At 73.5% G+C, this 18,683-nt stretch carries 20 protein-coding genes and 1 riboswitch; of the genes, 3 read left to right on the top strand and 17 right to left on the bottom strand.

Annotated elements, in window-relative coordinates:
- Positions 1-78: 78 nt before the first annotated feature.
- Genes rpmF through rpmB form a run of 5 tightly spaced genes read right to left on the bottom strand, consistent with a single transcriptional unit; the run spans position 79 to position 2,265 of the window.
- On the bottom strand, positions 79-252 hold the full coding sequence (rpmF, locus tag ACWDCZ_RS33140) for a 50S ribosomal protein L32 (protein WP_049661326.1): 174 nt from the start codon (positions 250-252) through the stop codon (positions 79-81).
- 48 nt (positions 253-300) lie between these two features.
- The gene (gene rpsR / locus ACWDCZ_RS33145) at positions 301-537 is read right to left on the bottom strand and encodes a 30S ribosomal protein S18 (RefSeq protein ID WP_049661328.1); all 237 of its coding nucleotides are present in this window, start codon (positions 535-537) and stop codon (positions 301-303) included.
- 14 nt (positions 538-551) lie between these two features.
- Entirely contained in the window at positions 552-1,718 is a 1,167-nt protein-coding gene (locus tag ACWDCZ_RS33150; RefSeq protein ID WP_449817780.1) for a CobW family GTP-binding protein, read from the bottom strand.
- Between the two features lie 5 nt (positions 1,719-1,723).
- Positions 1,724-2,029 carry a 30S ribosomal protein S14 gene (gene rpsN, locus ACWDCZ_RS33155; protein WP_449817774.1) on the bottom strand — a complete coding sequence of 102 codons (306 nt, stop codon included), beginning with the start codon at positions 2,027-2,029 and terminating at the stop codon, positions 1,724-1,726.
- Positions 2,029-2,265, bottom strand: a complete 237-nt coding sequence (gene rpmB / locus ACWDCZ_RS33160; RefSeq protein WP_049656558.1) for a 50S ribosomal protein L28 — start codon at positions 2,263-2,265, stop codon at positions 2,029-2,031. The genes rpsN and rpmB overlap by 1 nt, the downstream gene beginning before the upstream one ends.
- Before the next feature lie 144 nt (positions 2,266-2,409).
- Between rpmB and rpmG the strand changes: the two genes are divergently transcribed.
- Positions 2,410-2,574, top strand: a complete 165-nt coding sequence (gene rpmG, locus ACWDCZ_RS33165; RefSeq protein ID WP_049656556.1) for a 50S ribosomal protein L33 — start codon at positions 2,410-2,412, stop codon at positions 2,572-2,574.
- 66 nt (positions 2,575-2,640) lie between these two features.
- On the opposite strand, the gene ACWDCZ_RS33170 is transcribed toward rpmG, so the two are convergent.
- Positions 2,641-3,756: a Nickel transporter NicT gene (locus ACWDCZ_RS33170; protein WP_049656561.1), complete on the bottom strand. Its 1,116-nt coding sequence runs from the start codon at positions 3,754-3,756 to the stop codon at positions 2,641-2,643.
- Positions 3,757-3,787: 31 nt separating this feature from the next.
- A riboswitch (cobalamin riboswitch) is annotated at positions 3,788-4,000 on the bottom strand.
- 82 nt (positions 4,001-4,082) lie between these two features.
- Here ACWDCZ_RS33170 and ACWDCZ_RS33175 point away from each other — a divergent pair.
- Both ACWDCZ_RS33175 and ACWDCZ_RS33180 read left to right on the top strand, forming a co-directional pair.
- On the top strand, positions 4,083-4,466 hold the full coding sequence (locus ACWDCZ_RS33175) for an ArsR/SmtB family transcription factor (protein WP_049656554.1): 384 nt from the start codon (positions 4,083-4,085) through the stop codon (positions 4,464-4,466).
- 122 nt (positions 4,467-4,588) lie between these two features.
- Positions 4,589-6,262, top strand: a complete 1,674-nt coding sequence (locus ACWDCZ_RS33180) for a hypothetical protein (RefSeq protein WP_449817775.1) — start codon at positions 4,589-4,591, stop codon at positions 6,260-6,262.
- Between the two features lie 44 nt (positions 6,263-6,306).
- On the opposite strand, the gene ACWDCZ_RS33185 is transcribed toward ACWDCZ_RS33180, so the two are convergent.
- From ACWDCZ_RS33185 to mltG (ACWDCZ_RS33235), 11 genes are all read right to left on the bottom strand, one after another.
- Positions 6,307-8,316, bottom strand: coding sequence for an AAA family ATPase (locus ACWDCZ_RS33185; RefSeq protein ID WP_449817776.1), 2,010 nt, complete (start codon positions 8,314-8,316; stop codon positions 6,307-6,309).
- A gap of 71 nt (positions 8,317-8,387) precedes the next feature.
- A complete protein-coding gene (locus ACWDCZ_RS33190; RefSeq protein WP_049656546.1) occupies positions 8,388-8,714 on the bottom strand; it encodes a putative quinol monooxygenase in 327 nt (108 codons plus the stop codon).
- Between the two features lie 135 nt (positions 8,715-8,849).
- Positions 8,850-9,659 (bottom strand): Fpg/Nei family DNA glycosylase, encoded by an 810-nt coding sequence (locus tag ACWDCZ_RS33195; RefSeq protein WP_049656544.1) that lies wholly within the window; start codon positions 9,657-9,659, stop codon positions 8,850-8,852.
- 79 nt (positions 9,660-9,738) lie between these two features.
- Positions 9,739-10,641 (bottom strand): AAA family ATPase, encoded by a 903-nt coding sequence (locus tag ACWDCZ_RS33200; protein WP_387822951.1) that lies wholly within the window; start codon positions 10,639-10,641, stop codon positions 9,739-9,741.
- A gap of 85 nt (positions 10,642-10,726) precedes the next feature.
- A complete protein-coding gene (gene aroQ, locus ACWDCZ_RS33205) occupies positions 10,727-11,155 on the bottom strand; it encodes a type II 3-dehydroquinate dehydratase (protein WP_049653999.1) in 429 nt (142 codons plus the stop codon).
- Between the two features lie 8 nt (positions 11,156-11,163).
- Positions 11,164-12,255 carry a 3-dehydroquinate synthase gene (gene aroB / locus ACWDCZ_RS33210; RefSeq protein ID WP_049653979.1) on the bottom strand — a complete coding sequence of 364 codons (1,092 nt, stop codon included), beginning with the start codon at positions 12,253-12,255 and terminating at the stop codon, positions 11,164-11,166.
- Positions 12,248-12,769 carry a shikimate kinase gene (locus ACWDCZ_RS33215; RefSeq protein WP_117487151.1) on the bottom strand — a complete coding sequence of 174 codons (522 nt, stop codon included), beginning with the start codon at positions 12,767-12,769 and terminating at the stop codon, positions 12,248-12,250. Before ACWDCZ_RS33215 ends, aroB begins: the two co-directional genes overlap by 8 nt.
- On the bottom strand, positions 12,766-13,950 hold the full coding sequence (gene aroC, locus ACWDCZ_RS33220; protein WP_117487152.1) for a chorismate synthase: 1,185 nt from the start codon (positions 13,948-13,950) through the stop codon (positions 12,766-12,768). Before aroC ends, ACWDCZ_RS33215 begins: the two co-directional genes overlap by 4 nt.
- Positions 13,951-14,172: 222 nt before the next feature.
- Entirely contained in the window at positions 14,173-15,003 is an 831-nt protein-coding gene (locus tag ACWDCZ_RS33225) for a shikimate dehydrogenase (RefSeq protein WP_449817777.1), read from the bottom strand.
- Between the two features lie 79 nt (positions 15,004-15,082).
- On the bottom strand, positions 15,083-17,023 hold the full coding sequence (gene mltG, locus ACWDCZ_RS33230) for an endolytic transglycosylase MltG (protein WP_449817778.1): 1,941 nt from the start codon (positions 17,021-17,023) through the stop codon (positions 15,083-15,085).
- A 188-nt stretch (positions 17,024-17,211) separates the two neighbouring features.
- Positions 17,212-18,483, bottom strand: a complete 1,272-nt coding sequence (mltG, locus tag ACWDCZ_RS33235; protein ID WP_449817779.1) for an endolytic transglycosylase MltG — start codon at positions 18,481-18,483, stop codon at positions 17,212-17,214.
- Positions 18,484-18,683 lie beyond the last annotated feature (200 nt).

The following is an 18,683-nucleotide window of genomic DNA, read 5'->3' on the forward strand; positions in this document are numbered from 1 at the left end:
GTGCGGGACTGCCTCAGCCGGTCCACCGCGGCGTCCCGCAGGGGGGTTTCGGGCAGGTCCGGCTTCCTCCCGTCGCGCCTACTGCCCGTCCGGGTCGAGCAGACCCCGCCGGTACGCCGGGACGAGGTTCTGCGGGACGAGCATCTCCCGGCCGTTCAGGGTGATCGCGACCAGCTTCGGGGGCGTCGCCCGCCACTGGGCCCGGCGGTGCCGGGTGTTGCTGCGGGAGGTCTTGCGCTTGGGTACGGCCATCGCGGGCTCCTTCTCGGGTGGTGTGGTCGAACGCGTCGTCGGGCGGCGCTAGCGGGTGGCGCCCGAGGCGTACGGCAGGAGGGCCGTCTCCCGGGCGTTCTTGATCGCCCGGGCCACCGCCCGCTGCTGCTCGGCGGTGAGCCGGGTGACCCGGCGACCGCGGATCTTGCCGCGGTCGGAGACGAAGCGGCGCAGCAGGTCGGTGTCCTTGTAGTCGATGTACTCGATGCCCGCCGCGAGCAGCGGGTTGGGCCGGGGCTTCGGCGGGGCGGATCGTTTGCGCACGGGAGGGCGCTCCTTCAGTGGACGGGGTCGAGCAGGTCCTGGAAGGCGTCCGGCAGGGCCTTCCAGCCGGGTTCGCCGGCGGCGAGTTCGGCGTCGGTGAGCAGGCAGGAGTCGAGCAGGTCGGTGATGCCGTCGACGTCCAGCCCCTCGGCGGTGAAGCTGAGCTGCTGCACCCGGTCGCCGTGCCGGGGGTGCCAGTCGAGGGCGGCGGCGGCCCGGCGCGCGGGCGGGTAGAGCTCCCAGGCCGCGTCGGGCAGGGAGGTGAGCCAGGGCCCGCACTCCTCGACCGCGAGGTTCGCCCCGGCGGCGTCCCAGGCGAGTATCAGGTCGGGCCGGTTGGCCAGCCAGAACCGGCCGCGGCTGCGCTGCGCCGCCGGGACGAGCAGTTCCAGCGCCCGGTGCAGCCGCTCGGGGTGGAGCGGTCGGCGGCGCTCCCACAGCAGGGTGGCGACGCCCGCCTCGTCCCGTTCCTGCGGCAGCAGCGCGAGCGCCGGGTTGACCCGGTCGCGGGCGGCGGCCACGTCGAAGCCGCCGAGCGCGGCCCGGGTGAACGCGCCGGTGCCGAGCCGGACGGTCCGGGCGGTGGCGTGCAGCTGGCGCAGGAGGGCGAGCCCCGGCGCGTGCGCCGCGGCGCGCGGCACGGCGAGCGTGCCGGCGTACTCGATCTGGTGGGCGAGCGCCTCGGCGCGGGTCCGGTCGTCGCGCGAGGCGGTCTGCTCGCCGTGCTCCGCCAGGTCGTCGGGGACGGAGAGCTCGCCGACCAGCCGGTCCGGGTCGACGGCGGTGACCACGCCCGCCAGTTCGACGGCGTCGTCGAGCGGCCGCCCGTCCACCTCTCCCCCGGCGATCACCTCGACCGCGGGGTGCGGGTCGCTGCCGCCCCACAGTTCGACGATCGCCAGTCCGTACCGGCCGCCGTCGGCGATCTCCAGCAGCCGGGGCAGCAGGTCCTCGCGCAGGGCGCAGCACGGGCAGTCGTTCGCCAGCGGGACGTCGGCCGCGTCGAAGGCCCCGGCGGCGTCGCGCAGCTCGCGGCGGACGGTGCCGAGCGCGGCGTCCCGCAGGTCGTGGTGCAGGACCACGGCGTCCACCGCGGCCGCCGCCAGTTCCTCGACGGCGGCCCGGCGCTGCTCCGCGTGCAGGCCGGCGACGACCACCACCGGCAGCCTGGTCCCGTCCACGGCGCTCACCAGCTCGCCTTGCGGACGCCGGGCAGGTGCCCGGCGTGGGCGTGGGCGCGCAGGTTGACCCGGGAGAGGCCGAAGGCCCGCAGGTAGCCGCGGGGCCGGCCGTCCACGGCGTCCCGGTTGCGGACCCGGGTGGCGCTGGCGTCGCGCGGCTGGCGGGCGAGTTCGGCCTGGGCGGCGGCGCGCCCGGCGGGGCCGGTGCCGGGGTGGGCGATGGTCCGCTTGAGCTCGGCCCGGCGCTCGGCGTAGCGGGCGACGACGGCGCGCCGCCGCTCGTTCTTGGCGATCTTGCTCTGCTTGGCCATCAGACCTTCTCCCCCCGGGCGCGGATGCGGGCGACGGCGGCCTCGACGCCGATCGCGTCGACGGTGCGGATGCCCTTGGCGCTCAGCGCCAGCCGGACGTACCGGCCCTCGCCGGGCAGCCAGTAGCGCTTGCGCTGGATGTTGGGGTCGAAGCGGCGGCCGGTGCGGCGGTGCGAGTGCGAGATCGCGTTGCCGAAGCCGGGCCGGCGGCCGGTGAGTTGGCAGCGGGCGGACATGGGTGCTCCCTGGCATCCGGGAATGGGCAGGACCGGGCTCACGTTACACCAGATGAAAATGACTTCCATTTCGATGTACGGTTCGAGCCAACCCCTCGGACCGGACCCCGAGACCCCGACCCCCAGACCCCAGGAGGACGTCCCATGGCCCGCAGCGAACTGCGCCCGGTGATCAGGCTCCGCTCCACCGCCGGCACCGGCTTCACCTACGTGACCCGCAAGAACCGCCGCAACGACCCGGACCGGATGGTCCTGCGCAAGTACGACCCGGCCGCGGGCCGGCACGTCGACTTCCGCGAGGAGCGCTGACCCCGGACACGCGAACGGCGCCTCCCCGGACTCGGGGAGGCGCCGTGGGTGGCCGGGCCGCTCGGCTCAGGAGCCCTCGGGCGTCCAGCGCTGCTCGACCCGGGCGAGCTTCCAGTACCCGATCGCGATCGCCCAGACCACCACGAACAGCCCGGCGATGGCGTAGCCCACGTTGTCCAGCGAGATGTCCGCGACGAACCCGGTGACCGGGTCGGTCAGGTCGAGCTTCTCGTGCAGCACCCCGACCAGCTCGATGGTGCCGATGATGAAGGCCACCGCGATCGACAGACCCGTGATGGTCAGGTTGTAGTACACCTTCCGGACCGGGTTGGCGAAGGCCCACTGGTACGCGAAGTTCATGAACGTCCCGTCCAGGGTGTCGAACAGGCTCATCCCCGCCGCGAACAGCAGCGGCAGGCAGACGATCGCGTACCAGGGCAGCCCGGAGGCCGCGCCCGAGCCGGCCATCACCATCAGGGTGACCTCGGTCGCGGTGTCGAAGCCCAGGCCCAGCACCATGCCCACCGGGAACATCTGCCCCGGCCGGGTGATCGAACGGGTCGCCCGGTTCAGCACCCGGGCCATGAAGCCGCGCGAGTCGAGGTGCGCCTCCAGCTCCTTCTCGTCGAACTTCCCGGCCCGCATCGAGCGGAACACCCTGAGGATGCCGAGCAGCGCCGCCAGGTTGAGCGCACCGATCAGGTAGAGGAACACGCCGGAGGTGGTCGTCCCGATCACGCCCAGCCACTTGTGGGTGGCCGACTCGTCGTCCATCAGCGTGTTCGCCAGCTGCGCGCCGCCCGCCACCAGGGCGGCCATCAGCACCACCATCGAGGAGTGCCCGAGGGCGAACCAGAAGCCCACCGAGACCGGCCGCTTGCCGTCCGCCATCAGCTTGCGGGTGGTGTTGTCGATCACCGCGATGTGGTCGGCGTCGAAGGCGTGCCGCATCCCGAGGGTGTACGCGGTGATGCCGAGGCCCACCCCGAAGACCTGGGTACCGACCGCGTACCGCTCGGGCGCGACCAGGAAGATCAGCGTGCCGAAGGCCACCACGTGCATGGCCACGATCACCGCCATCAGCCCGGCCGTACGGACGGTGTCCTCGCGCCGCCATCTGAAGCTGGGCAGCACGGAAGGGGCCGGCTTCGCGCCGGCGGCAACGGTTTCGGGCAGGGTCATCTGCGGATCACGCTCCAGCACCTCGTGGAAAACCTCGTGAGATGCCGTGGCCGGTCTCCTGGCTGACGGGATACCCGTGCCCGCCTTCCCAGGTGCGCGAGGCACCCAGTGGCTCCGTGGGCACGGACGACGTTCCTCCGCAGGCGGAGGAACGACCCGATCACAGTGGCGAGGGCCGCTCCGGGCTGGGACCCCTGAGGGTCCGTCACCGGTCTTCCCGAGCACCACGGCGGGGAACACCGTAGGGGCCGCGCCCCGACCCGTGCAAGGCTGCGCACCTGCGCAGGTGTCCAGGATCACAGGCGGCCGCCTGCAAGAATGTCCGCATGCATCTCGTACCGGCCGACCGCGCGGGCCACCGCACCATCGACGGGCACCGGGTCTGCGAGGCCATCGCCGCGATCGGCGACCCCGCGCACGTCCGGTCCTGGGCCGAGCGGTTCTCCCTGCTCGCCGACCCCGGACGGCTCGCCCTGCTGCTCGCCCTCCACCGGGCCGGCCCGCTCGCCGTCAGCGACCTCGCGGTGGCCACCGGCATGCGCGACCCCGCCGTCTCCCAGGCCCTGCGGCTGCTCCGCACGGCCGGCGTGGTCACCGGCGACCGGGACGGACGAGTGGTGCGCTACCGGCTCGTGGACGAGGCCATGCGCCCCCTCCTCGACGAGTGCGCCGCCGCCGAGCACCACGAGCCCAGCGCGGCAGTGGGCTGACCCCTCCCGCCGACGCCTGCCCGGTCCGCCGACACCCGCCCGGTCCGCCGACTCCCGCCCGGGCCGCTGACTCCCGATCGGGAAGGCGCGCCGCGAACGGCCCCGGCCAGTACGATCATGATGTGCCGTCCCACCCCCATGCCTGGCCCGCCGACCGCTGGAACACCGACCCGGTCAAGGCCCGCGTGCTGGCGGTCGCCCGCACCCTCACCTCGGCCACCCGGGTGCTGGACGTCCTCTCCCTGCTGAGCCCGCACGGCATCGAGTGGTACTTCACCGTCAACCCCGGTTCCGTCTTCGCCGACCGCGCCCTGGACGAGTACCTGCACGGCCTGTCCGGCTTCACCGTGCTGGACTGGGACGACGCCGTCCGCCACCGCTTCGACCTGGCCGTCGCCTGCGCCGTCCACTCCTCCATGCACCGCCTGGACGCCCGCCTCGTCGTCCTGCCGCACGGCGCCGGCTACAACCGCCTGGTCGCCGAGTCCACCGGCGACACGGTCAGCGCCGCCGGCCTGTCCCGCAACGAACTCACCCACCGCGGGCGGGTGTTCGTGGACGTCCTCGGGCTCTCCCACCCCGAACAGCTGGACCGGCTGCGGACCTCCTGCCCCGAGGCCCTGGACGTCGCCCGGGTGGTCGGCGACCCGTGCTTCGACCGGATGCTCGCCAGCCGGCGCTCCCGGGACGGCTACCGCGCCGCGCTCGGCGCCGTCGGCGGCCGACGGCTCGTCGTCGTCAGCTCCACCTGGAGCGAGCACTCGTTATTCGGCCGCCACCCCGACCTGCCCCGGCGGCTCGTCCGCCAACTGCCCGCCGACGAGTACACGGTGGCCGTCGTCCTGCACCCCAACGTGTGGAGCCGCCACGCCCCCGGGGCGCTGCTCGACGACGCCCGCCGGATGGGCCTGCGCCTGATCCCGCCCCACCAGGGCTGGCAGGCCGCGCTCGTCGCCGCCGACTGCGTGATCGGCGACCACGGCTCGGTTACCGTCTACGGCGCCGCCCTGGAACACCGCACCATGCTCGTCGCCACCGGCGCCGCCGAACTCGACCCGCGCTCCCCCAGCTACGCCTTCGGCCAGGCCGCCCCCGTCCTCGACCCGGACGGGGACCTCGCCGCCCAGCTCGAACGGGCCCTCGCCGAGGCCCCGGCCGGCCTGCGCGAGATCACCGACCGCTCGCTCGCCCACCGCGGCGAATCCGCCCGGCTGCTGCGCCCGCTGCTCTACTCCTTCCTGGACGGCCTGGACGAACCCGGGGACGAACCGGCCCTGCCGCCCTACCCCAGGCCCGTCCCCTGCCCCGGGGCCGCCGAGTGGCCCACCGCGTACGACGTCGAAGGCAGCACCGAGGGGACCGAGGTGAGCCTGCGGCGCTACCCCTTCCACCCGGACGACCACACCCCGCGCGGCTTCCACGCCCTCACCGACGAGCACCCGGGCGACGCCCTGCGCTACACGGCCGAGGTGATCGCCCGCACCGAGGCGCACGCCGAACGCCCCGCCACCCGCTGGCTCGCCGACACCGCCGCCGAACTGCCCGGCCTCGCCGTCGCGGTGGCCGCCCTCGGCCCGGCCCGCCACCTGCTCCGGCTGCACGGTGGCCGGCTGCTGGAGGCCCGCGCCGAACCGGACTGGGGCCGCCCCGACCCCGCCGTCGACCCGCTGCTGCTCGGCTCCGCCGTGGCCTGCTGGCTCGCCGACGGCGGCGACCCGGCCGGCCTCCCCGAGCACGGACTCACCGTCCGCACCGGCGGGGACCGCACCCGGGTGTCCTTCCGTACCGGGCCCTGACCCCGCCCGCCCGCTACGGACCGCCCCTCGGCCCGGACCGCCCCTCAGCCCGCCAGCTGCCGCAGCCGCTCGCGGCTGCGCTCCGCCAGCTCCGCGTCGTCCAGCTCCTCGGCGAGGGTGACGAGCAGGGTGTGGGCCTGCGCCTCCTTCGCGTACTGGTTCCGCTCCTTGGCCTGCCGGGCGCAGTCGTCCGCGTGGGCAACGGCGAGGTCCAGCTGCCCGAGGGCCCGGTGGGCCCGGGCCCGGACCAGCGGCAGCTTCATCAGCATGTCGTTGTCCCGCGTCCGCCCGGCCCGGGCGGTGGCCTCGGCCAGCAGGGTCAGCGCCTCCTCCGGACGGCCGTCGGCGATCAGCGCCTGCGCCAGGTTGTAGCTCTGGACGATCTCGCCGTGGTCGTCGCCCCGGTTCTCCGCCAGGGCCAGGGTGAAGCGCTCCACCGCGTCGCCCGGGCGGCCGTCGGCCAGGCAGAGCAGGCCGTCGGTCTCGTAGAGCACCCCGACCACCCGGCGGTTCGTCAGCAGCGGGACCAGCTCCGTGGCGAGCGCCAGCTGCTCGGCGGCGAGCCGGTACTCCTTGCGCTCCTGGTGGGCGCGGGCGAGCTGGTTGCGCATCTTGACCACGGCGGCCGGCTGGTTGTCCCACTGGGCCGACTCGATGCCGAGCCGGTGGGTGGCGATCCAGTCGTCGTAGAGCTTGCGGCCGTGGTACAGCGGCCAGAGCGACTCGCAGAGCCGCCACACCTCGCCGTGCCACCCCTTTTTGGATGCCGTCTCCACCGCCGCCCGCAGATTGGCGCGTTCGGCGTGCAGCCACCGCATGGCGGCGGTCTCGGAGTCGAAGCCGGGCAGGTCGTCACCGCTCGGGTCCTGCAAGCGGAGTCTCTCCCTGCCCATCGTTCGATCGGCGAGCGACGCACGGCCCCGGAAGTACGCCACATCACGTTCCAGGAGCTCCTCCTGGCACGGTAGTTCACGGGCACAGGCGTAGGCATGCGTCCGCACCACGTCATGGGCCTGGTAGCGATCCCCTGGACCGTCGTCCACCACCTCGTCCAACAGGTGCACGAGGTACAACTCGTCCAGGGCCTCCGCCGCCTGCTCGACGCCCACCGCAGCCGCGAGTTCAGCCGACACGTGGGGACCGGGGTGCACTCCGATCAGGTGGTACAGCACACGAGCCTGTGGCGAGAGCCGTTCATACACCGGGTCGTAGGTCCGCCGGAGATTTCCCTCGTCGTTGTCCAGCACAGCCAACCTGCGCTCCTGGTCCCTCAGTTCGGCCACCACCTGGCCCACCTTGAGGCGCGAACGGCCCAACAGCTGGCCCCCGACCGCGTTCAGGGCGAGCGGTAGTCCCTCACAACGCTCCACCAGCGCCGCGATCTCTCCGTCGGCGCCCCGCTCGGGCCCCAGCCAGCCACGCACCAGCGCCGCACCGGCCGCCGCACTGAGCCGGTCCAGCTGCTGCACCACGGCACCGTCCATGCGAAGCGCGCCCAGCCGTCGTTCCCGGCTCGCGGCCACCACCAGTCCCGCCGACGGGAGCAGGGCGCGGACCTCGGCGGCGTGCTCGGCATTGTCCAGGAAGATCAGACACCGCTTCTCGGCGGTTGCCGTACGGAACTCCGCGAAGCGCGCCGCTTCTTCGTCCGGAGACTCCTTCCCGAGAGCGCGCAGAAACATCTGCACGACCCCCGGGAGGTCCACCCCGGCCTGGTGCCGGTAGGCCTTGAGATCGACGTACAGCACGCCACCCGGAAAGTGCGCCGCACGCTCCTCGGCGAACTTCACCACCAACTCGGTCTTTCCCACCCCGCCCAGGCCGGTGAAGGCCACGATGGCAAGCCCACCCTCGTCGACCCTTCGCAATGCGGCAGTGAGCATGGCGATCTCGCGCTCACGGTTGACGAAGGTCTCACGTGGCGGCCGGGTCTGATGCGGCGTCGACACCTCCCGCGGCTGGTGGAGGTGCACCGACCCGATGCTCCCGGCCTGCACCACATGGCCGCCCACCGTGGCGCCTGACACGGTGTTGGCCACCTCGTGCCGCTCCATCCGCCTGCTCCCTCCGGCCGCCCGGGCCCCAGCCTACGGGCTGGGCACCCGGCCGGAGGGGCGCTCGGGTGTCACCGGGGGGTGATCTCGCCCATCTCGCCCCAGCCGTCCATGCCGGGGATCTCGATCGAGACGATCTGCGGCTTGGCGGCCACGGCGTACGACATGTCGTCCATGGCCTTGGTGAAGTGCGCGGACTCCACGTGCTCCTTGCCGGCGTCGCCGTCGCGGAACGCCTCGACCAGGACGAACTCGTTGGCGTTGTCGACGCTGCGGGACCACTCGAAGAAGAGGTTGCCGGGCTCGCTGCGGGTGGCCTGGGTGAAACCGTCGACCAGGTCGAGCCACTCGTCGGCGCGCTCGGGGCGGACCGCGAACTTGACCGTAATGAAGATCATGGGACTTCCTTCCCTTCCACGTTCACACGTGGCCGTGCGGACGGGTGCCCGCCGCTCGGCGGGCACCCGTCCATCGTCGCAGGTCAGAAGGGCTCTCCACGACACGGGGGCGTTGCGCGTCCCGGCCGGGGCCGGTCACGCCGCCTGGCAGGCGGGGCACCAGAAGAGGTTGCGGGCGGCGTGCTCCTCCGTCCGCACGTCGGTGCCGCAGACCAGGCAGGGCATGGCGGCCCGCCGGTAGACGTACACCTCGCCGCCGTGGTCGTCCACCCGGGGCGGACGGCCCATCGCCTCGGGGGTGTGCTCGGGGCGGACGGTGTCGATCCGGCCCGCGGTGACGCCCTCGCGCATCAGGGCGACCAGGTCGGCCCAGATCGCGTCCCACTCCCGGCGGGTGAGGTCGCGCCCGGCCCGGTGCGGGTCGATGCCGTGGCGGAACAGCACCTCGGCCCGGTAGACGTTGCCCACCCCGGCCAGCACCTTCTGGTCCATCAGCAGCGCCGCGACGGTCGTCCGGCTGCCGGATATCCGGCGCCAGGCGGCCTCCGGGTCGGCGTCGGCGCGCAGCGGGTCGGGGCCGAGCCGGGCGGCGACGGCGGCCTTCTGGTCGTCCGTGACGAGCGCGCAGGTGTTGGGCCCGCGCAGGTCGGCGTAGCCGTCCTCGTTCTCCAGCCGCAGCCGGACCAGCCCGACCGGCGCGGGCGCCGGGCCGGTGCCGAAGGTGAAGCCGCCGTAGAGGCCGAGGTGGACGTGCACCCAGGCGCCCTCCTCGAAGCCGAGGAAGAGGTGCTTGCCGGTGGCCTCCGCGCCGGTGAGCAACTGCCCGTCGATCACCTTGGCCTCGTCGGCGAACCGGCCCTGCGGGCTGGAGACCCGCACCGGGCGGCCGCCGAAGGCCTCGCGGTTCTCGGTGGCGAGGCGGTGGATGATGTGGCCTTCGGGCACGGGCGTCGGCTCCTCCGGGCTCGGCGACTGGACCCGTCCATCATCGCAGCCGGCACCGACAGCCCCGTGCCGCGGCGGGTCAGCGGACCGGGACGCCCATCAGCCGGGCCAGGATGACGCGGTCCAGCTCGGCGGCCGTCCCGGCGACGTCCAGGGCGGAGTTGTCGATGATCGGCAGCCCGGAGTTGTACCAGCCGGCCATCCGCCCGTGGATGCGGGCCACCTCCTCGTCCCCGAGCCGGCGGTTGCCGCTGCGCCGGGCGTTGCGGTGCAGCACCGAGTCCAGGCTGGGCAGCAGCACGACCGGGATCATGCCGGGGCCGATGTGCCGCTTCCAGCCGCCGAGGCCGATCGCCGGGCGGTCCGGGAAGACGGCGTCGTCGATGATGCAGGAGATGCCGTTGGCCAGGTAGTTGCGGCAGGCGAAGCCGCAGGTGCGGCGGGCCAGCCGGTACTGCGCCTCGGAGGCGTTGTTCCAGCCGGACTGCGGGTTGGCGAAGCCCGCCTGCACCCACTCGCGGACGTCGTCCAGGCTGATGTGCGCGGTCGGGGTGGGCCGCCGCTCGGCCCAGTGGCGGGCGACGGTGGTCTTGCCGGCCCCGGCCGGTCCGATCAGCAGGACGGCTATCGGCCCGGTGGCCGCGTGCTGCCGCGGCGGGTGGGCCGGCAGTTGGACGGGTGCGCCGGACGGCAGCACGAAGTGCCCGGTGCCCCCGGCGGGCACGGGCGGCGCGCTCGGCACGGGTACGGCCGCGGGGGCCGGGGCCGGGTGGGCGGGAACGGGGTGGGCGGCGGGCCCGGGGCCGGTCGGCCCGGGAGTGACGGGCGCCGCCGGCGCCGGCCGGCCCGGCGGCGGGGACGGCGGAGGCTGCGGGGAGAGCGGCTGCGCCCCCGACGACGTCCCCCGCGTTCCGCCCCCCGGCGCCACCGGCGGGGCGACGGGACGCGGCGGGACCTGCCCGCCTCCGGTGTACTGCGTCACGGCACCTCCCGACACTTCTCAGCGGGGACACTACACGGCGGCCCGGCAGCGGGCACAGTCCGCCGCCGGGCCACCGCCCGTACCCTCAGCGGGTGGTGAGCCGCTCGGCCAGCGCGCGCAGCGCCAGCTCGTAGGAGCCGAGCCCGAAACCGGCGATGGTGCCGGAGGCCACCGCGGCGATCACCGAGGTGTGCCGGAAGGTCTCCCGGGCGTACGGGTTGGAGATGTGCACCTCGATCAGCGGCGCGGTGCGCTGGGCCGCGGCGTCCCGCATCGCGTACGAGTAGTGGGTGAACGCACCGGGGTTGATCACCACCGGCACCTGCCCGTCGGCCGCCTCGTGCAGCCACTCCACCATCTGCTGCTCGGAGTTGGTCTCGTGCACCTCGACCTCGAAGCCGAACTCCTTGCCCAGCGCGGTGCAGCGCTCGACCAGCCCGGCGTACGAGGTGGCGCCGTAGACGTCCGGCTCGCGGCTGCCCAGCCGGCCCAGGTTGGGGCCGTTGAGCACCATCACCCTGGTCACGCCGAGACCTCCGCGTACGCGGCGACCAGCAGCGACGGGTCGGGGCCCTCCAGTACGGAGGTCTTGCCGAGGCCGTCCAGCACGATGAAGCGGATCAGGTCGCCGCGCGACTTCTTGTCGATCTTCATCGCGTCCAGCAGCTTCGGCCAGGCGTCCGCCCGGTAGCTCAGCGGCAGGCCGACCGAGGCCAGCACGGTGCGGTGCCGGTCGGCCGTCTCGTCGTCCAACCGCCCGGCCAGGCGGCCGAGTTCGGCGGCGAAGACCATGCCGATGGAGATCGCGGCGCCGTGCCGCCACTTGTACCGCTCGTTGCGCTCGATGGCGTGGCCGAGGGTGTGGCCGTAGTTGAGGATCTCGCGGCGGCCGGACTCCTTGAGGTCCCCGGAGACCACGTCGGCCTTGACCTGGATGGCGCGGCGGATCAGCTCGACGGTGTGCGGGCCGGACGGGGTCTTGGCGCCCTCGGGGTCGGCCTCGATCAGGTCGAGGATGGCCGGGTCGGCGATGAAGCCGCACTTGATGACCTCGGCGAGGCCGGAGACGTAGTCGTGCTTGGGCACCGTCTCCAGGGTGTCGAGGTCGGCCAGCACGCCCACCGGCGGGTGGAAGGCGCCGACCATGTTCTTGCCCTCGGCGATGTTGATGCCGGTCTTGCCGCCGACGGCCGCGTCGACCATGCCGAGCAGCGTGGTGGGCATGGAGATCCAGCGCACCCCGCGCAGCCAGGTCGCGGCGACGAAGCCGGCCAGGTCGGTGGTGGCACCGCCGCCGAGGCCGACGATGACGTCGCTGCGGGTGAAGCCGGTCTGCCCGAGCACCGACCAGCAGTACGCGGCGACCTCGACGCTCTTGGCGTCCTCGGCGTTGGGCACCTGGAGCACGATGGCCTCGTAGCCCTCGCCGAGCAGGTCCTCGCGGATCGCGTCGGCGGTGGCGGCGAGCGCCTCCGGGTGGATGAGCGCCACCCGCTTGGCGCGGGTCCCGATCAGCGGAGACAGCTCACCGAGCAGCTGGTGCCCGATCAGCACGTCGTACGGGTCGTGGCCGGCGCTGCCGCCGACGTGGATCCTGACGGTGGTGTCAGTCATGGGGGGTCTTCAGCTCCAGTGCTTCCAGTACGGCGTCCGCGACCTGTTCCGGGGTGCGCCCGGCGGTGTCGACCACGGCGGTGGCCACCTCCAGGTAGAGGGGGCGGCGGGCGTCCATCAGCTCGCGCCAGCGGGCCCGCGGGTTGACGGCCAGCAGCGGGCGCGGGGCGTCCAGGCCGACCCGCTTGACCGCGTCGGCGAGCGGGACCTCCAGGAAGACCACCGGCAGCTCGTGCAGCAGCGCGCGGGTGGCCTCGGCCATCACCGCGCCGCCGCCGAGCGCCAGGACCCCGTCGTGCCCCTCGGCGGCCGCGCGCACGGCGGCCGCCTCCAGCGCGCGGAAGTGCGGCTCGCCCTCGTCGATGAAGATCTCCGGGATGGGCTTGCCGGCCGTCGCCTCGACGTCGGCGTCGGTGTCCCGGAAGCCGACGCCCAGGCGCTCGGCCAGCATCCGCCCGACGGTGGACTTGCCACTGCCGGGCGGGCCGACCAGCACGACAACGGGGTTCGTCATCGGATGATCAGGTTGTCGAGGTAGCCCTGCACGTTGCGGCGGGTCTCGGAGACGTTGTCGCCGCCGAACTTCTCGTTCACCGCGTCCGCCAGCACCAGCGCGACCATCGCCTCGGCGACGATGCCCGCGGCCGGGACCGCGCAGACGTCCGAGCGCTGGTGGTGCGCCTTGGCCGGCTCGCCGGTGCGCACGTCCAGGGTCTGGAGCGCCCGCGGCACGGTGGCGATCGGCTTCATCGCGGCGCGCACCCGCAGCAGCTCGCCGGTGGACAGTCCGCCCTCGGTGCCGCCGGAGCGGCCGGAGGTGCGCTTGACGCCCTCGGCGGTCGGGACGATCTCGTCGTGGGCCTGGGAGCCCGGCACCCGGGCCAGGTCGAAGCCGTCGCCGACCTCGACGCCCTTGATCGCCTGGATGCCCATCAGCGCGGCGGCCAGCCGCGCGTCCAGCCGGCGGTCCCAGTGCACGTGCGAGCCGAGGCCCACCGGCACGCCGTACGCCAGCACCTCGACCACGCCGCCGAGGGTGTCGCCGTCCTTGTGGGCCTGGTCGATCTCGGCGACCATCGCCTTCGAGGCGTCGGCGTCCAGGCAGCGCACCGGGTCGGCGTCCAGCTTGGCCTCGTCCGAGGGCAGCGGCACCACGCCGGCCGGCGCCTTGGCGGCGGCCAGCTCGACCACGTGGCTGACGATCTCGATCCCGGCCACCTCGCGGAGGTAGGCGCGGGCGACGGCGCCCAGCGCGACCCGGGCGGCCGTCTCGCGGGCGCTGGCGCGCTCCAGGATCGGCCGGGCCTCGTCGATCGAGTACTTCTGCATGCCGGCCAGGTCGGCGTGGCCGGGCCGGGGGCGGGTGAGCGCCTCGTTGCGGGCCAGGCCCGCCAGGACCTCGGGGTCGACCGGGTCGGCCGACATGACCTGCTCCCACTTCGGCCACTCGGTGTTGCCGACCATGATCGCGACCGGGCTGCCCATGGTCAGACCGTGCCGGACGCCGCCGAGGAAGGTCACCTCGTCCTGCTCGAACTTCATCCGCGCCCCGCGGCCGTAACCGAGCCGGCGGCGCGCCAGCGCGTCGGCCACCACGTCGGTGGTGACCGGTACACCGGCGGGCAGGCCTTCCAGCGTCGCGACGAGTGCGGGGCCGTGCGACTCCCCCGCCGTCAGCCAGCGCAACGTACCCAACGGAGCTCCTTCATCAGCGGACCGGACCACGGCACCGCCGGGGCCCGCCCCGGGCGTGCCTTTTGTACCTGAATCCTTTCATGCCCCAGCGGCACCCGGGGGCACAGTCCGCGTGACGGACAGCAACCGGCCACGATCCGGCCGGGAACCGCCCGGGAAACCGGACGGCGGGCGGGCACCCGGCCGTGGGGCCGGGCCCGCCCGAGTCCGCCGGGGCCGGGCTCAGTGCCCGGCGAGCGCCTTCTCCCCCGCCTCGCGCATCGCCGCCAGCGGCCCGGGCGTCCGCCCGGTGAAGGCCTGGTTCTGCAGCACCGCCTGGTGCACCAGCAGGTCCAGCCCGCCCAGGACGGTCGCCCCGCGCCCGGCGCAGGCGGCGGCCAGCGCCGTCGGCCACGGGTGGTACAGCACGTCGAACAGCGCGCCCGGCTCGGCGGGCAGCGCCTCGGCGAAGACGTCGGTCGCGCCGACCGGCGTGGTGGAGATCGTCAGCGGCCGGGCCAGCGCCTGCGCCCCGAGCTCCCAGTCGGCGGTGCGGACGGCCACGCCCAGCCGCTCGCCCAGCTCGGCCATCTCCCGGGCCCGCTCGACGCTGCGCACGTAGACCTTCACCTCGCCGGTGCAGATCTGGGCGAGCGCGGCCAGTGCCGAGGAGGCGGTGGCCCCGGCGCCCAGGACGGCCGCCTCGGGCACCTCGGTGATCCCGCGCTCGCGCAGCGCGTTGACCAGCCCGGGGACGTCGGTGTTGTCCCCGGTGCGCCGGCCGTCGGCGGTGAACACCACGGTGTTCACCGCGTCCACCGAGCGGGCCGTCGCGCTGACCTCGTCGAGCAGCGGGATGACCGCCCGCTTCAGCGGCATGGTGAGCGACAGCCCGGCCCACTCGGCCTCGTCCAGCGCGGCGACGAACCCGGGCAGCCCGGCCTCGTCGACCTCGAAGCCGTCGTAGCGCCAGCCGTCCAGCCCGAGCGCCGCGAAGGCGGCCCGGTGCAGGTCCGGCGAGAGCGAGTGGGCGATCGGCGAGCCGAGAACGGCCGCCCGGTGCTTGCTGGTCAACGCTTCTCTCCGCGAACTGGCGAACTGTCGTCCGGCCGCGGCTGCTTCCTGGTGCCGCGGCCACTTCCTGGTGGTGCGGCTACTTCTTGGTGGTGCAGTGGCCACGCGCCTCGTCGAAGCCCTGCCCGGCCGACTGGCAGTACTCCTTGACGTTGGCGTAGTGCTCCTTGCTCGTCTCGGCGAACCGGGTCTTGGTCGGGGACATCGCGATGAAGTACAGCCACTTTCCGTCCGCCGGGTGCAGCGTCGCGTTGAGCGCCTCGTCGCCGGGGTTGGAGATCGGACCGGGCGGCAGGCCCTGGTTCACGTAGGTGTTGTACTTGTTGGACGCGTCGTCCATGTCCTTCTTGTCGAGGTCCTTGCGGCCCAGCGAGTACTGGAGCGTGGTGTCCATGCCGAGCCGGTGGTTGATCTCGCCGCCGGCCGCCAGCCGGTTCTGGATGGTCTTGGCCATCTTGGCGAAGTCTTCCGGGTTGTTGCCCTCGCGCTGGAGGATGCTCGCCTCGATGAGCACCTCGTAGCCGGTCTTCAGCCCCACCGAGGCCGCCTGGGCGTCCAGATCGGCGTACTTCTCGGTGGCGTTCTTCACCATCTGCTTGAGCAGGTCCTCGGGCTTCATGCCGTCGGCGACGTTGTAGCGGGTCGGCCAGAGGAAGCCCTCGATGTTGCCGTTCGCGTACGCCGGCAGGCCGAGGTCGTTGACCTGCGCCTTGGCGACGCCCGCCGTGGTGCCCGGCGGCAGCTTCAGCTTGGTGTCGATGAGGGTGTAGATCTCGGTGGAGTTCTTGCCCTCCGGTACGACGATCGCCGCGCCGCCCGCCTGGGCGAGCAGCTCCTTGAGCGCGGCCGCGGCCGGCATCTCCTTCTTCATCTCGTAGAAGCCGTACTGGATGGTGCCGCACTTGGGCTCGGCCTTGCAGGCCGTGTTGAACGCGTCGACGCTCTTGACCACGCCGGCGTTCTTCAGCGCCAGGCCGATCTGCCCGCCGACCGCGCCCTTCTTGACCTCGACCTGGACGGAGCCGGTGCCCTCGCCGGTGAAGTCCGGTGCCGGGCCGAAGTGGTCCTGGTAGAAGCCGTAGCCCCACCAGCCGGCCCCGCCGACGGCGCCGAGCAGCACCGCGGCGACCAGCAGGCAGGCGCCGCCGTTGCGGCGGCCCGACTTCTTGCCCTTCTCCTTGCGCTTCTTCTGGGCCTCGCGGGAGTCGTCCTGCTCGCCGAGGAAGCCGGCCTCCCCGGCCTCGGCGTGCTCGTCGGGGTACCCGTCCTCCTCGTGGCGGCCGCCGTCCGCGTGGCCGTCCCACTCGTCCGTCCCGCCCTCGCGCGCGGCGCCGACCGGGTCGGCGCCGGCCTCCAGTGCGGCGGCCTCGGCCTCCCAGTCGATCCCGTCCGGGCCGGGGCCGGAGGCCGGCACCGGCTCCGGGGCCAGCTGCGGCTTGGCCCGGCGCCGCGGCACCTGCCGCTGCGGAGCCTGCTGCTCGGGGGCCGGCTGCTGCGGGGGCTGCTGCTGGAGGGGCTGCTGTGCCTGGACCTGCTGGGGCTGGACCTGCTGCGGAGCCTGCTGCTGGTAACCCTGCTGCTGCACCGGCGCCTGCTGCTGGGGCAGCTGCTGCTGCGCGTACCCCTGCTGCATCGGCTGCTGCGGTTGCGGCTGCTGCGGCACGTACCCCTGCTGGGGGTAGCCCTGCTGCTGCACCGGCGCCTGCTGCTGCGCCATCTGCTGCTGGTAGCCCTGCTGACCGCCCGGGTAGCCCTGCTGCGGCATCTGCTGCTGGGGGGCCTGCTGCTGGTAGCCCTGCTGCGCCATCATCTGCTGCTGCATCTGCGGCGCCATCTGCTGCTGCGCGTACCCCTGCTGCACGTCCCCGTACTGCTGCTGGACCTGCTGGCCCTGCTGCGGGTACTGCTGCTGCCACTGGCCGTCCTGCTGGCCGGGGACCGGCTGCCGGCCGTCGTACCCGGGATCACCGGGGTGCCACGGCTCGCCCTGGGGGTTGTAGCCCCCGCCCAGATCGGTCATTGATCCCCTTAACCGACGGTGACGACCGGAGGATCAAACCGGCCGTCCGGGACGACGCGGTCCCGGCTGATTCTCGAACCGGCGTGCTAGCGCAGCGCCTGGAGGGAGACGTTACCGTACCGCAGCCTTACCCCCGGCCGGGCGGACGCACCGTCAGTGAGCGATCTCACCGACGGCACACAACTCCGTTACGGCGTCCCCGCACCGGGAGCGGAAGGCGCACCGGCCCCGCCCGAGGCCCCCGGGGCCGTCGCCGCCGGCTCGGATGGCGCGCCCGACGCCGGGCCGCTCGGCTTGGCCGCCGCCCGGTTGGCGTTGAACTCCGCCACGTTGCGTTGCTGGACGTCGAAGCTGTCGGTGAAGCGGGTGTCCCCCGGCTTCACGGTGACGAAGTACAGCCAGTCCCCCGGCGTCGGGTCCAGCGCGGCCATGATCGCCTGCCGCCCGGGGTTGGAGATCGGGCTCGGCGGCAGTCCGGCGTGCAGGTAGGTGTTGTACGGGGAGTCCAGCCTGGTGTCGGTCACCGAGGTGTTCAGGGTCGAGCGGCCGAGCGCGTAGTTGATGGTGGAGTCCAGCTGCAGGGGCATGCCCTTGGCCAGCCGGTTGTAGATCACCCGGGCCACCTTGCCCATGTCCTCGGTGTTGTCGGCCTCGCCCTGGACCATGCTGGCCACGGTGATCAGCCCGTACACGCTCTGCCCGAGGTTCTGCGCGACCACGGTGGCGTCGTCCCGGCCGAACTCCCGGCCGGCCCGGTCCACCATCTGCTTCAGCAGGTCGAAGGCGGTGGTGCCCTCGGTGACGCTGTACGTCGCCGGGAACAGGTAGCCCTCCGGGCTGCCGTTGGCGAAGTCCGGCAGGCCGAGTTCGGCGCCCTGGTCCTGGGCGGTCTTCTGGGCGGTGCCCGCGGGCAGGTTCAGCTTCTTGTCGATGGCCGCGTAGATCTGGTAGCCGCGCCAGCCCTCGGGGATGGTCAGGCCGTTGGCGTTGGCCGGGTCGATCAGGACCGCCAGCGCCGCCGCGGCCGACATCCGCTGCTTCAGCGTGTACGTCCCGGGCTGGATCCGCCCGGCCGCCGCCGCACTGCCCTTCGCGGCCCGGGTGAAGGCGAGCGAGCTGGCCACCACGCCGTTGCGGACCAGCGCGGAGGCGATCTGGGAGAGGCCGGCGCCCTCCGGCACCGAGACCTGCACGCTGCCGGTGCCCTGCCCGGCGAAGTCGGCGGCGGCCGGGGGTTTGCGCTGCGCCTGGATCCAGGTGTACCCGGTCAGCCCGACCCCGCCGAACACCGCGATCAGCGCGAGCGCGGTGAGCCCGCAGGCCAGCCCGTTGCGCCGTCGGTGCGGATCGGGCGCATCGAAGCGCGGACGGGGCGCACCCGGCGGACGGCCCTCCGGTTCCAGCACCGGTGCGCCCAGATGCCCGGGCGTGAGACCCGGGTGGAAGTCCTGGTCGGTCATGGCTCGCGCCCCCTTCGGCGGTCCCAGATCGATCCGGATCGACATGAATCGATCCAAAACAGACAAGGAAGCGAACGAAAAGGGGTCCGTGCGGACGCGTCCGCACGGACCCCACAACGGGACGTTAGATCACACCCGTGAGCCGCCCCCCACGACGCTCACACCCCGGGGGCGGGCGCTCACCCCTTGGGACTCAATAG

This window comes from Kitasatospora sp. NPDC001225 (genome assembly GCF_053597855.1).